Origin of the sequence: Acidovorax sp. Leaf78 (genome assembly GCF_001422735.1) — a bacterium.
Taxonomy (GTDB): domain Bacteria; phylum Pseudomonadota; class Gammaproteobacteria; order Burkholderiales; family Burkholderiaceae_C; genus Acidovorax.
The window spans coordinates 356,480-369,229 of sequence record NZ_LMLZ01000001.1; the positions used below are offsets into that span (position 1 = coordinate 356,480).

10 protein-coding genes are annotated in these 12,750 nt (G+C 67.7%); 5 read left to right on the forward strand and 5 right to left on the reverse strand.

Annotated features, from left to right (window positions below; all coding sequences use genetic code 11):
- The first annotated feature begins 51 nt into the window (after window positions 1–51).
- From ASF16_RS01615 to ASF16_RS01625, 3 genes are all read left to right on the forward strand, one after another.
- Window positions 52–1,896, forward strand: a complete 1,845-nt coding sequence (locus ASF16_RS01615) for a methyl-accepting chemotaxis protein (RefSeq protein WP_056161765.1) — start codon at window positions 52–54, stop codon at window positions 1,894–1,896.
- A gap of 327 nt (window positions 1,897–2,223) precedes the next feature.
- A complete protein-coding gene (locus tag ASF16_RS01620; protein ID WP_056162562.1) occupies window positions 2,224–4,032 on the forward strand; it encodes a methyl-accepting chemotaxis protein in 1,809 nt (602 codons plus the stop codon).
- Window positions 4,033–4,145: 113 nt separating this feature from the next.
- Window positions 4,146–4,370, forward strand: coding sequence for a 4-oxalocrotonate tautomerase family protein (locus tag ASF16_RS01625; RefSeq protein WP_056161766.1), 225 nt, complete (start codon window positions 4,146–4,148; stop codon window positions 4,368–4,370).
- A gap of 154 nt (window positions 4,371–4,524) precedes the next feature.
- On the opposite strand, the gene recJ is transcribed toward ASF16_RS01625, so the two are convergent.
- Window positions 4,525–6,252: a single-stranded-DNA-specific exonuclease RecJ gene (gene recJ / locus ASF16_RS01630; protein ID WP_056161768.1), complete on the reverse strand. Its 1,728-nt coding sequence runs from the start codon at window positions 6,250–6,252 to the stop codon at window positions 4,525–4,527.
- Window positions 6,249–7,223 (reverse strand): hypothetical protein, encoded by a 975-nt coding sequence (locus tag ASF16_RS01635; protein ID WP_056161770.1) that lies wholly within the window; start codon window positions 7,221–7,223, stop codon window positions 6,249–6,251. Before ASF16_RS01635 ends, recJ begins: the two co-directional genes overlap by 4 nt.
- 80 nt (window positions 7,224–7,303) lie before the next feature.
- On the opposite strand from ASF16_RS01635, the gene ASF16_RS01640 reads away from it, so the two are divergent.
- Both ASF16_RS01640 and lolD read left to right on the forward strand, forming a co-directional pair.
- Entirely contained in the window at window positions 7,304–8,557 is a 1,254-nt protein-coding gene (locus tag ASF16_RS01640) for a lipoprotein-releasing ABC transporter permease subunit (RefSeq protein WP_056161772.1), read from the forward strand.
- Window positions 8,550–9,272 (forward strand): lipoprotein-releasing ABC transporter ATP-binding protein LolD, encoded by a 723-nt coding sequence (gene lolD / locus ASF16_RS01645; protein WP_056161774.1) that lies wholly within the window; start codon window positions 8,550–8,552, stop codon window positions 9,270–9,272. The genes ASF16_RS01640 and lolD overlap by 8 nt, the downstream gene beginning before the upstream one ends.
- 255 nt (window positions 9,273–9,527) lie before the next feature.
- Here the strand turns inward: lolD and ASF16_RS01650 are convergent, their stop codons facing one another.
- The 3 genes from ASF16_RS01650 to ASF16_RS01660 are packed head-to-tail and all read right to left on the reverse strand — an operon-like array spanning window position 9,528 to window position 12,697.
- On the reverse strand, window positions 9,528–10,571 hold the full coding sequence (locus ASF16_RS01650) for a VWA domain-containing protein (RefSeq protein WP_056161776.1): 1,044 nt from the start codon (window positions 10,569–10,571) through the stop codon (window positions 9,528–9,530).
- Between the two features lie 27 nt (window positions 10,572–10,598).
- Complete coding sequence (locus tag ASF16_RS01655; protein WP_056161778.1) at window positions 10,599–11,693, reverse strand: DUF58 domain-containing protein; 1,095 nt, start codon at window positions 11,691–11,693, stop codon at window positions 10,599–10,601.
- Window positions 11,694–11,701: 8 nt separating this feature from the next.
- Window positions 11,702–12,697, reverse strand: coding sequence for a MoxR family ATPase (locus ASF16_RS01660; RefSeq protein WP_056161779.1), 996 nt, complete (start codon window positions 12,695–12,697; stop codon window positions 11,702–11,704).
- Window positions 12,698–12,750 lie beyond the last annotated feature (53 nt).

Here is a 12,750-nt window from a genome sequence, read left to right on the forward strand (position 1 = left end):
GGCGTCGCCGCAGCGGCAGCGCGGTGATCTGCGCTGCGCCAAGGAGCGAGCATGAAATTCAACGACCTGCGCGTGGCCCACAAGATGTGGAGCGTTGTTCTCGGTCTGCTGGCACTGATGCTGGTGACCACCCTGTGGACCCAGTGGTACGGCCGACAGGTCTCCGCCGCCACCGAGCAGTCGGTCGACAAATACGAGGAAGCGATCACCACCGCCGTGACCTGGCGGGGCCTGGCCGAGGTGGCGGTGACCATGTCGATGGCCAGCTTCGTCACCACCGACCAGGCCCTCAAAGCCGATTTCGATGCGCGCGTGGCGGCGCTGACGGCGCGCATCACGCCAGTGCAGGAGCAGATTGGCAAGACCTCGGTGTCCGCAGCGGACAAGGCCGCATTGGCCAACGTGGCCGCCGCGCGCGCGGACATCCGGGGCCAAACCGACAAGCTCAAGGAGCTGACCGACGCGGGCGATGCCGCCGCCAAACAGGCGTACCTGGCCAGCACCTACCGGCCCAAGGCCGTGGCGTACCTGGAGTCCATCGACAAATTCGTGGCCGCGCAGCAACTGCAGCGCGACGAGGCCGTGAAGGCCGCCCGCGACACACGTGGCAATCTGGTGGTGATCGGACTCACGGCGGCGGTGGGCGTGGTGCTGCTGGGCATGCTGATGGCATCGCTCCTGGTGCGCTCCGTCACGCGGCCGCTGGACCGTGCCGTGCTGCTGGCCGAGGCGATCTCGGCGGGCGACCTGACCCAGAACATCCACGACGACCGCAAGGACGAGCTCGGCACGCTCACCCGCGCGCTGTCGGCCATGTCAGACCGCTTGCGCGGCGTGGTGGGCGAGGTGCGCACGGGCGTGAACTCGGTCTCCTCGGCATCGGTGGAGATCGCCAATGGCAACCACGACCTGTCGGCACGGACCGAACAGACCGCCTCCAACCTGGAAGAGACCGCGGCCAGCATGGAGCAACTGACCGCCACGGTGAGCCAGTCGGCCGACACCGCCCGCCAGGCCAACCAGCTGGCCAGCACCGCAGCCCAGGCTGCAGCGCGCGGCGGCGAAGTGGTGGGCCAAGTGGTGACCAGCATGCAGCAGATCACCGACAGCAGCAAAAAGATCAACGACATCATCGGAGTGATCGACGGCATCGCCTTCCAGACCAACATCCTGGCGCTGAACGCGGCGGTGGAAGCCGCCCGTGCTGGCGAGCAAGGCCGCGGCTTTGCCGTGGTGGCCAGTGAAGTGCGCAGCCTGGCCGGGCGCAGTGCCGAAGCCGCCAAGGAAATTAAGGCGCTGATCGGTGCCTCGGTGCAAAACGTCGAATCGGGCTCGGCCCAGGTGGCACAGGCCGGGCAGACCATGCAGGAGATCGTGGCCAGCGTGCAGCGCGTGAGCGATCTGATCGGCGAAATCACCGCATCGTCCACCGAGCAACGCGACGGCATTGCGCAGGTGAACCAGGCAGTGACGCACCTCGACCAGATGACGCAGCAGAACGCGGCGCTGGTGGAGGAATCGACAGCCGCAGCCACCTCGATGCGCGACCAGGCGCAGCGCCTGGCCGAAGTGGTGTCGGTGTTCAACGTGGGGGCTGTGGCTGTGCGTGCGCCCGCCCCGTCACCCCAGTCCTCCCGGCCCGCCCCTGCGGCAGCACCCCGGCCGGTCTCTGCAGCCACGCCCCGCGTAGCAGGCACCGGAGCCAAACCTGCCGCGTCCGCCTCTACCGCCCGGCCCCCCGCCACCAAGGCCCCGGCAGCGCCGCGGCTGGCGTCTTCCAAGCCCGCCGCGGCATCCAAGGCCGCAGGGACCGCCACCGCGGCTGCGGCCCCATCCAACGCACCGGCACCCCGTGCGACAGCAGGAGGCAGCGACGATGACTGGGAAAGCTTCTGACAGGGCGCCTGATCCTGGGTGGCGGCCTTGGCCGCTCCCGAATTGATAGCTGCTAGCGCATACTAGCCGTGCGGTAGCGGCATTTTTCATCTGAATTCTGACCGCACGCTGCTACCTGCAGGCTTGGTTAGCCGCGTGCAACGCGGGGCCGCGGCCCGTGGGCCTCTGCAGTTTTTAGGGTTTCTGAATGCGGGTTTTTCCCGGTGAATGGCTGGCGCAAGAGGGTGCCTGGCTGGCGTAGGCTATGGGCTGTTGCTGATGTAATCGAATGTTTCCGGGCGAGCCTTGCCTTGCATGAACACACAACAGATCCACCAGGGAAAAACCATGCAATTCGACAATATCCGCGTCTCCCGCAAGCTGTGGGGCGCATTTCTGGGCCTGATGATCGGCATGCTGCTGCTCTCGGGCTTTGCGCAGAACCGGGCCAACACGTCCATGTCTGCCGCCATTGATTCGGTGGTGGAGATCGAGGCACGCATTTCGTCGGCGGTGCGCTGGCGGGGCTCCACCGAAACCGCGGTCACCATGGTCATGGGCGGCGCGGTCACCACCGACGCGGTGCTGGCCGAGCAATACGGCGCCAAGGTCAAAGAGATCATCGGCTCCATCAACAAGGTGCAGGAGTCCATCGTTGCCTCGGCCACCGCGCCGGAAGAAAAGGCGTCGCTCGACAAGGTGCTGGACGCGCGCAAGGCCGTGCTGGCCGCCACCGCCAAGACCTGGGAACTCAAGGGCGCAGGCGATGCTGTGGCGACCCAGAAGTTTGCGGACGACGAGTTCGCGCCCCTGGTCACCAAGTACCTCAAGGCCCAGGACGACTTCGTGGCCACGCTGGAAAAGCGCCGCGATGCCATCCGCGCCGACGCCACCGCGCGCCGCGTGGAGTACGCCATCTGGGGCATCGTCACCTCGCTCGTGCTGATGGCCGTGGGCCTGTTCCTCGCGTGGAAACTGGTGCACTCCATCACCGTGCCGCTGAACCAGGCGGTCGAGAACATCGACGCCATCGCGGCGGGCGACCTGACGCGCGAGATCCAGTCCACCCGCAAGGACGAGTTCGGCCACATGCTGCGCGCGCTGTCGTCCATGTCCGAGCGCCTGCGCGGCGTGGTGGGCGAGGTGCGCACGGGGGTGAATTCGGTCTCCTCGGCATCGGTCGAGATCGCCAACGGCAACCACGATTTGTCGGCCCGCACCGAGCAGACGGCCTCCAACCTGGAAGAGACTGCGGCCAGCATGGAGCAACTGACCGCCACCGTGAGCCAGTCGGCCGACACCGCCCGCCAAGCCAACCAACTGGCCAGCACCGCAGCCCAGGCCGCAGCGCGCGGCGGCGAAGTGGTGGGCCAGGTGGTGACCAGCATGCAGCAGATCACCGACAGCAGCAAAAAGATCAACGACATCATCGGCGTGATCGACGGCATCGCCTTCCAGACCAACATCCTGGCACTGAACGCCGCAGTGGAAGCAGCGCGGGCCGGCGAGCAAGGCCGTGGCTTTGCCGTGGTGGCCAGCGAAGTGCGCAGCCTGGCCGGGCGCAGCGCGGAAGCGGCCAAGGAGATCAAGGCGCTCATCGGCGCTTCGGTGCAGAACGTGGAATCGGGCTCGGCCCAGGTGGCCCAGGCCGGGCAGACCATGCAGGAGATCGTGGCGAGCGTGCAGCGCGTGAGCGATCTGATCGGCGAGATCACCGCATCGTCCACCGAGCAACGCGACGGCATCGCGCAGGTGAACCAGGCAGTGACGCACCTCGACCAGATGACGCAGCAGAACGCAGCGCTGGTGGAGGAATCGACAGCCGCAGCCACCTCGATGCGCGACCAGGCACAGCGATTGGCCGAGGTGGTGTCGGTGTTCAACGTGGGTGCCACGGCAGTGCAGGCCCCCGCCCCGGCACCACGCCCCGCACCCGCCGCGCCCAGGCCTGCCGCCGCGGTCAAGGCCGCCGCGCCTGCCGCACGCGTCGCCGCACCGTCCAAGCCTGCCAGCGCGAACGCCAAGGCCCCAGCCGCGCCCCGGCTTGCATCGTCCGCCGCTCCCGCCGCACTCCCGACAGCCCCGCACGCGCCAGCCCCGTCGCCCGCACCCCGTGCTACGGCCCAGGGCGGAGATGACGACTGGGAAAGCTTCTAAAACGTCCCAAGCTCCGAATGTTTGCGCGAGCTTCAAGAACACACAGACGAAAAAAACAAAGGCAGCCTTGGCTGCCTTTTGCTTTGGTACATCACTGAAAAAAGGATCTGCGCATGCCCCTGGTCAACATCCGCCTCGCCCAACGCGACATCCCCACCACATCCGCCCAGAAGGCCGCCCTGATCGCGGGCGTCACCCGTCTTCTGCAGGAAGTGCTGGACAAAAAACCCGAGACCGTGACCGTCATCATCGATGAGGTCGACCCAGCCAACTGGGGCGTGGGCGGCGAGCAGGTCACCGTAATGCGCCAGCGCAGCCAAGGTCCGCTGCAGGCCTGAATTGCGGATACCGGCACCAGCCCTTGCAACTGTCGCTGCCCCAAGCCAGCGGCAGCCGCGCAAGGGCCGCCCCGCCGCGCCGGCTGCGTCCCCCTTCCCGAATCGCGCAGCGATTCGAGAGAAGGGGGATGGCGCAAAGCGCCTCAGGGGGATGTCACTGAACTTCAGCGCCTTCCACCAAAAACTGCACCCGGCGCTCGCCCTTCCACTCGTTCACATCCAGCCGAAACGCCAGCAGCACCCGCGCCGGCAACTGCTCGGTGTGGCCAAACCATATCGCGTCGATGGGGTTGCCCTGGTGCATGAGCTTGATCGACAAATGGTTCTTGGCCTCGCCCACCAGGCGCTGGCTCACGATCTGCACTTCTTCGCTGAACGTGGGTGGCAGGAAGCCCTGGCCCCAGACCTCGCGGTGCAGCGTGTCCACCATGTCGGCGCGGCAGTATTCCGCCGACAGCGGGCCGTCCGTCTCGATGCGGCGGGTGAGGGTGGAGGCATCCAGCCACTCTTGTGCCACCTGGGCCAGTGCCTGCTCGAAGGTGTCGAACGAGTCCGCATCCACCGTGCAGCCCGCCGCCATGGCGTGGCCGCCGAACTTGAGGATCACGCCCGGATGGCGCTTGGCCACCAGGTCCAGCGCGTCGCGCAGGTGAAAGCCTGGGATGGAGCGGCCCGAGCCCTTGAGCTCGTGCGATTTTCCCGGCGCGCTGCTGGCGGCAAACACGAACGTGGGGCGGTGCAGCTTGTCCTTGATGCGGCTGGCCACGATACCCACCACGCCTTCGTGAAAATCGGGGTCGAACACGCTGATGGCGGGCGGCGGCTCCTCGCTGTCATCGAACAGGCTCTCGGCCATCAGCATCGCCTGCTCGCGCATGCCGCCTTCGATCTCGCGGCGCTCGCGGTTGATGCCGTCGAGCGTGGCGGCCAGCTCGGCGGCGCGGCCCCCGTCGTCGGTCAGCAGGCATTCGATGCCCAGCGTCATGTCGGCCAAGCGGCCTGCGGCGTTGATGCGCGGCCCCAGTGCAAAGCCGAAGTCGAACGTGGTGGCCACGGGTGCCTTGCGGCCCGCGGCGTGGAACAGCGCGGCCACCCCGGCGGGCATCTGGCCTGCGCGGATGCGCTTCAGGCCCTGCGCGACCAGGCGGCGGTTGTTGGCGTCGAGCCGGACGACGTCGGCCACGGTGCCCAGCGCGACCAGCGTGAGCAATGGGTCCAGCTTGGGTTGAGTGGCTGCATCAAAAACACCGCGCGCACGCAACTCGGCCCGCAGCGCCAGCAGCACGTAGAACATCACGCCCACGCCAGCCATGGACTTGCTCTCGAACGTGCAGCCGGGCTGGTTGGGGTTGACGATGGCGTCGGCCGCCGGCAGCGCGGGGCCCGGCAGGTGGTGGTCGGTGACCACCACGGTCAGGCCCAGCGCCTTGGCCTCGGCCACGCCGTCCACGCTGGCGATGCCGTTGTCCACGGTGATCAGCACATCGGCCCCGCGCTCCTTCACGCGGCGCGCAATGCTGGGCGTGAGGCCGTAGCCGTCCGTCACCCGGTCGGGCACCAGGTAGTCCACCTGCTGCGCGCCCAGCATGCGCAGGCCGCGCACACCCACGGCGCAGGCGGTGGCGCCGTCGCAGTCGTAGTCGGCCACGATTACCAGGCGCCGGTTCTGCGCCATGGCGTCGGCCAGCAGACGGGCGGCGTCGCCAATGCCCTTGAGCCCGTGTTCGCCGCTGGGCGGCAGCAGCCGGGCCAGGCCGTCGTCCAGCTCGTCCTTGGCCCGCACGCCACGCGCTGCGTACAGGCGGGCCAGCAGCGGGTGCACGCCGGCCTGCTCCAGCGCCCAGGCGGCACGGGGGGGGATGTCTCTTGCTATTATTTTCATAGCTGGTTGCGCAGGTCCATAAAGCGGGAGGGCTTGAAAAAGCCTTGAATGCGCTGGGTGAGCGTGCGCGGTGCGGAATGAAAGGCCAGGGCGTTGCGCTCGCCGCACAGCGTGAGTTGCACAGCGGTGCCGGCCTCGGCCTGGCGCAGCAGGTCGGCCACAGGGCCTGCGTCGAGTGCGGTCCACGCCGCGCGCCAGGCACGCCAATCGTCGCGCAATGCGGCGTCGCGCAAGGTGGTGGGGTGGGTGGGTGTCACGGCCTTGGATGCGGCCGGGGGCAAAGCCTCTGGCAGCAGGCCGGCGCCATGCACCCAGAACGAGTTGACCACCGGCAGCCCGTGCGCCGTGCGCTCGTCGTTGAAGGCGTGGGTGTACAGCAGCATCTGCATCTCGCTGTGCAGCCGGTGCAGGGTGCGGGCGGCGGGCTCGGCCCGGGCATCGGGCATCCAGGCGCGCACATCGCGCAGCAGCACACGCTCGAGCGATGCGGTGGCGAGCTGCGCAAACAGCGCGCCGCCGGCCAGCCAGCGTGTGGGCTGGTCGTAATGCAGCGTGATGCCGTCTTCGGCAAACCAGGGCGAGACGATGGCCAGCAGCGCGCGCGACGCCGCCTCGTCCAGGCCCAGCGTTTCAGGGTCGCGCAGGGTGACGTGGTCGGTGGTGACCTGCCACTGGCAGGGCGTGAAGAACGCCCACGCCTGTCCGTCGGCGGCCAGGCCCTGCTGGTGGCGGTACCAGGCGGCCCAGGGGATGCGCCCGTCCTGAGCGGGCAGGCCCAGGTCGCGCGCCAGGGCGCGTTCATGGGGCGTGGAAAAGCTGGTGTCTTCGCCGTTGTCGCTCAATGCGGGGAGGGGGCTGAGCCGGGCCAGGAGCCTGTCCAGGTGGGGCAGGGCCAGGTCCTGCAGGGCTTGCTGGCATCCCTCGGAAGCGCTTGCGGCATAGGGAATGAGCAAATGGGTGGTGTCCGACATCCCCCTATTGTCCGGGATGCCACAATCTGCCCCGCCCCGACCAGACATTCCGCGCTGCCGGGGCCTCTTCTTTTTGATCCATGAAAATCCCCTACGAACTGGCCCTGGGCTGGCGCTACACCCGCGCCGGCCGCGCCACCCGGCGCAACGGCTTCATCTCGTTCATCTCGGGCGTGTCCATGCTGGGCATCGCGCTCGGGGTGGCCGCCCTCATCATCGTGCTGTCGGTGATGAACGGCTTTCAGAAGGAAGTGCGCGACCGCATGCTCAGCGTGGTCTCGCACATCGAGATCTTTGCGCCCCAGGGGGCCGCGCTGCCCGACCTGGCGCTCACGCTGGCCGAGGCCAAGAAAAACCCCAATGTGGTGGGCGCCGCGCCGTTCGTCTCGGCCCAGGCGCTGCTGGCGCGCGGCGAGGACATGAAGGGCGCGCTGGTGCGGGGCATCGACCCGGCGCTGGAAGGCGCGGTGACCGACCTGGCGGCCACCAATGAAAAGACGCTCAACCTGCTCGTGCCCGGAGAATTCCGGGTGGTGCTGGGCGGCGAGCTGGCCCGTGCCCTGGGTGTGCGCGCTGGCGATGTGGTCACGCTGATCGCCCCCGCAGGGCAGGTCACCCCGGCGGGCGTGGTGCCGCGCCTCAAGCAGATGACGGTGGCGGGCACGTTCGACTCGGGCCATTACGAATACGACTCGGCCCTGGTGCTGCTGCACCACGAGGACGCACAACGCATCTTCCGGCTGGAAGGCCCCACCGGCGTGCGCCTGAAGCTCAAGGACCTGCACCAGGCCCGCGAAGTGGCGCAGCAACTGGCCAACAGCCTGAGCGGCATGCTGCTGGTGCGCGACTGGACACAGCAAAACCGCACCTGGTTCGCCGCCGTGCAGCTTGAAAAGCGCATGATGTTCATCATCCTCACGCTCATCGTGGCGGTGGCTGCGTTCAACCTGGTCTCCACCCTGGTGATGACAGTGACCGACAAGCGCGCCGACATCGCCATCCTGCGCACCCTGGGCGCCAGTCCCAAAAGCATCATGGGCATCTTCGTGGTGCAGGGCGCCATGGTCGGCGTGATCGGCACTGCGGTGGGCCTGCTGCTCGGCCTGGGTATCGCCTTCAACATCGACGTGATCGTCCCGGCCATCGAAAAGGCCCTGAACGCGAGCTTTTTGCCCAAGGACATCTACCTCATCAGCAAGATGCCCAGCGAGCCGCAAAGCAGCGACATCGTGCCCATCGGGCTCATCTCCCTGGTGCTGGCCTTCGTGGCCACCCTGTACCCCAGCTGGCGCGCCAGCCGTGTGAACCCTGCCGAGGCGCTGCGCTATGAGTGACAAGAACAACAACAACGACAACGGCCACGCCGCCCCTGCTGCGGGCGCCGTGGTTCTGGAAGCCAAGGGCCTGACCAAGCGCTTCACCGAAGGCCGGCTCGACGTGACCGTGCTCAAGGGCGTCGACCTGCAGATCCGCGCGGGCGAGACCGTGGCCATCGTCGGCGCATCGGGCTCGGGCAAGAGCACCTTGCTGCATTTGCTGGGCGGCCTTGACGCGCCCACCGCGGGCAGCGTGCGCCTGAAGGGCGAGGCGATGTCGTCGCTGTCGGCCGAGCGCCAGGGCCAGCTGCGCAATCAGCACCTGGGCTTCATCTACCAGTTCCACCACCTGCTGCCCGAGTTCAGCGCGCTGGACAACGTGGCCATGCCCCTGCGCATCCGCCGCATGCCCGACGCCCAGGCCCACGAGCAGGCCGCCCAGGTGCTCGCGTCGGTGGGCCTCAAGGACCGTGTGCACCACCGCCCGGCCGAACTCTCCGGCGGCGAGCGCCAGCGTGTCGCCATCGCGCGGGCCCTGGTCACCCGGCCCGCCTGCGTGCTGGCCGACGAGCCCACAGGCAACCTCGACAGGTCGACCGCCGATGGCGTGTTCGAGCTGATGCTGCAGCTCGCACGCGACCATGGGACCGCGTTTGTGATGGTCACCCACGACGAGTCGCTGGCCGCGCGCTGTGGGCGGGTGGTGAGGCTGGTGTCGGGGGTTTTGGGGTAATAGGGCGGCAGGGGCCGGGGTCGATGAGCAGTCGATGGCGGCCTCCAGTTGGGAGGCGGATTGCCGATGCCAGGCAATCGAAGTTAGGGAGCGAAAAGAGAAGGGCGCATGCAGCACAGGGTGGTTGCCTTTTCCCCATGTCATGCGAGTCCTCAGCCCTCAGTTTTAGAGTCTAGTCAAACGCGCGCCGTGTGGGTGCTTCAAAAAAAATAGCATCCAGCGCAGGTCAATCAAGCGGTACCTGCCGAAATTGGGTCACAAAATCCGCCCGTACCACCACACCGACAACCCTGCCGCCAGCAAAGCCAGTACGGCCCCCACCAGCGCCAGCAGAGACGATACCTCCGTCTCCTTTTTCTCGACCGTCAGGCGCGAGCTCAGCGTCTCATACACCTTCTTCAAATCCGCAGCGGTCGCTGCGTGGAAGTACTCCGCATTGGTGCGCGTGGCCACGGCTTTCAGGGTTTCTTCGTCGAGCCGCACGCGCATCGACCAGCCTTCGAACCCGATGGTCTCGCCCTGCACCGTGCCCACCCCCACCGTGTACACGCGCACGCCGCGGTCGGCGGCCCACTTGGCGGCTTCGAGCGGGTCCACGCCGGTGGTGCGCTGGCCGTCGGTCAGCATGATGATGGCGGCCGAGTTGTACGAGCCGGGTGCCACGGGCGTGAAGGGCTTGGCCGGGTCCTGCTTGCCGATCTCGTCGATGGGCTTGGGGCGCATGGCCTGGCGGCCGCCCAGGGCGGAGATGTCGATGCCTGCGTCCGGGAACAGCGTGGCCAGCGACAGCATGATGCCGTTGCCCGTGGCCGTGCCGCGCTGCAGTTGAAAGCTGTCGATGGCCTTGACCAGGTCTTCGCGGCTTTGCGTAGGCAACTGGGCCAGTTGGGCGCTGCCGGCAAATGCCACGATGCCCACGCGCACGTGCCGGGGCAGTTCGGCAATGAAGGCTTTGGCTGCGTTCTGTGCGGCGGTGATGCGGTCGGGCTCCACGTCGGAGGCGCGCATGCTGCCCGACACGTCCATGGCCAGCATGATGGTCTGGTTCTGCGAGGGCAGGGTGATGACGGCCATGGGCCGTGCGGCGGCGATCAGCAGCGCAATCAGTGCCAGCAGAAAGAGGGCCGGCGGAATGTGGCGGCGCAGACGCTGGCCCGGGCCCATGGCTTCGCGCACCAGCGACAGGCTGGAGTAGCTCAGCGCGGTCTTCTTGCGCCGGTGCAGCAGCCACCAGTACAGCAGCACCAAGAGGGGCGCAACCAGCAACAGCCAGAGCAGGGTGGGCCAGAGAAAAACCATGGTGCAGGTCCTTGATGGCGGCTTGGGTCAGGCGGCGGCAGGCACACCTGCCCCCAGGGCCGAGGGCGATGATGGTGAAGGCGACGACGATGACACGCTGCGCGGCGTGCGCACGCGGCGCTGGCGCATGTCCATGAAGCGCAGCAGCGCATCGACCAGGTCATCGTCGGTGCACAGCTCGAGCGTGTCGGCACCGGCGCGCGCCAGGCCTTCGCGCAGCACCGCCTCGCGTTCGGCAGCCAGGTTGGCAAAGCGGCGGCGAAAGGCCGCGTCGTGCGTGTCCACCTGCAGCTGCTCGCCGGTTTCGGCATCGCGCAGGGTGATCAGGCCGACGTCGGGCAGCTCCATCTCCAGCGGGTCGAGCAGGCGCACGGCCACGACGTCGTGCCGCTGTGCGAGTTGTGCCAGGGGCTTTTCCCAGCCGGGTGCGCTGATGAAGTCGGACACGACGAACACGGTGGAGCGCCGGCGCAGGTTGGACAGCCCGGCGTGCAGCAGCCGGTGCAGTTCGGTGGCAGCGATTGCGCCCTTTGCGCCCATTGCGCCTTTCGCTCTCGTGGAGCCGTTGGCGCGCGGTGTTGAAGATGTCGTTGCAGGTGCCAATAACCGATGGACCAGATGCAGCACATGTGCGCGGCTGCTGCGCGGCGGCAGCGTGGCATCCACCGCGCGTTCGGCCTGGCCGCTGGCGCCGCCATACAGCATGGCGCCCACCCGGTTGCCGTGGCGGGTGAGCAGGCGCGAGAGCACCGCCACGAAGCCGGTGAGGATGTCCCGCTTGGAGTGGCCTTCGGGGCCGAAGCTGATGGAGGGGCTCAGGTCCAGCAGGAACCAGGCGGTCATCTCGCGGTCTTCGGTAAACACGCGCACGTGGGGCAGGTTCAGGCGCGCCGTCACGTTCCAGTCGATGTGGCGCACATCGTCGTGAGGCTGGTATTCGCGCAGGTCGGCCAGGTCCAGGCCGCTGCCGCGCATCAGGGTGCGGTAGTCGCCCTGCAGCAGGCCGTCGAGCCGCCGGATGACCTTCCACTCCAGCTCGCGCAGCAGGCGGTCGGCCTGCCCCGGCTGGGTCGGCAGCGCATGCACCGTTGCGGAAGAGGTGTCGGGCGGCGTTTTGGCCATGGTGGAGCTCAGGCGGCTTTTTGCTCGTGGTGCAGGGGGCGCGCAGGCGCCGGGATCTTGGCCATGATGCGCTGGATCAGCGCGTCGGCGTCAAGCCCTTCGGACAGTGCTTCGTACGACAGCGCCACGCGGTGGCGCAGCACGTCGGCGGCCAGGTCGGTCATGTCTTCGGGCAGCACGTAGTTGCGGCCGCGCAGCATGGCCAGGGCCTGCGCGCCTTCGGCCAGGGCGATGGTGGCGCGGGGGCTGGCACCGCAGCTGATGTAGGCCGCCAGGTCTTTCAGGCCATGGCGGGAAGGCACGCGGGTGGCGGCCACGAGCTTCACGGCGTACTGCAGCATGGATGGGTCCACATACACGGTGCGGCATTCGGCCTGCAGCGCCGCCAGCTGGGCTGTGGTGGCCACGGGCAGCACCTGCACGGGCAGGTCCAGTGCGCGCTGGGCGATGACGAACTCTTCCTCCTCCGTCGGGTAGTCGAGCAGCACCTTCATCATGAAGCGGTCCACCTGCGCTTCGGGCAGTGCGTAGGTGCCTTCTGTCTCGATGGGGTTCTGCGTGGCCATCACCAGGAAGGGCTCCGGCACCTTGTGTGTCTCGCCGGCAATGGTGACCTGGCGCTCCTGCATCACCTCCAGCAGCGCGCTCTGCACCTTGGCGGGCGCGCGGTTGATTTCATCGGCCAGCAGCAGGTGGGTGAACACGGGGCCCAGCGCGGTGCTGAATTCGCCGGTCTTCTGGTTGTACATGCGGGTGCCCACGAGGTCGGCAGGCACCAGGTCGGGCGTGAACTGAATGCGCTTGAAGCTGCCCTGGATGGTGCTGGCCAGCGTCTTCACCGTGAGCGTCTTGGCCAGTCCCGGCACGCCTTCGACCAGCAGATGGCCCTGGGCGAGCATGGCCACCATCACGCGTTCGAGAAAGCGGTCCTGCCCGACCACCACGCGCTTGACTTCGTAGAGCACCTGCTCCATCAGGGTGGCGGTGTTCGCTGTGGATTCCATGGATGTCTTTCCTTGTCAGTGGTCGAAGATGCGGAGAGTCGCCCAACCCCCAG

What these genes read in the sequence shown, in the direction of transcription:
- ASF16_RS01615 (WP_056161765.1), top strand. Translation starts at nt 52, where the DNA reads ATGAAATTCAACGACCTGCGCGTGGCCCACAAGATGTGGAGCGTTGTT.
- ASF16_RS01620 (WP_056162562.1), top strand. Translation starts at nt 2,224, where the DNA reads ATGCAATTCGACAATATCCGCGTCTCCCGCAAGCTGTGGGGCGCATTT.
- ASF16_RS01625 (WP_056161766.1), top strand. Translation starts at nt 4,146, where the DNA reads ATGCCCCTGGTCAACATCCGCCTCGCCCAACGCGACATCCCCACCACA.
- recJ (WP_056161768.1), bottom strand. Translation starts at nt 6,252, where the DNA reads ATGAAAATAATAGCAAGAGACATCCCCCCCCGTGCCGCCTGGGCGCTG.
- ASF16_RS01635 (WP_056161770.1), bottom strand. Translation starts at nt 7,223, where the DNA reads ATGTCGGACACCACCCATTTGCTCATTCCCTATGCCGCAAGCGCTTCC.
- ASF16_RS01640 (WP_056161772.1), top strand. Translation starts at nt 7,304, where the DNA reads ATGAAAATCCCCTACGAACTGGCCCTGGGCTGGCGCTACACCCGCGCC.
- lolD (WP_056161774.1), top strand. Translation starts at nt 8,550, where the DNA reads ATGAGTGACAAGAACAACAACAACGACAACGGCCACGCCGCCCCTGCT.
- ASF16_RS01650 (WP_056161776.1), bottom strand. Translation starts at nt 10,571, where the DNA reads ATGGTTTTTCTCTGGCCCACCCTGCTCTGGCTGTTGCTGGTTGCGCCC.
- ASF16_RS01655 (WP_056161778.1), bottom strand. Translation starts at nt 11,693, where the DNA reads ATGGCCAAAACGCCGCCCGACACCTCTTCCGCAACGGTGCATGCGCTG.
- ASF16_RS01660 (WP_056161779.1), bottom strand. Translation starts at nt 12,697, where the DNA reads ATGGAATCCACAGCGAACACCGCCACCCTGATGGAGCAGGTGCTCTAC.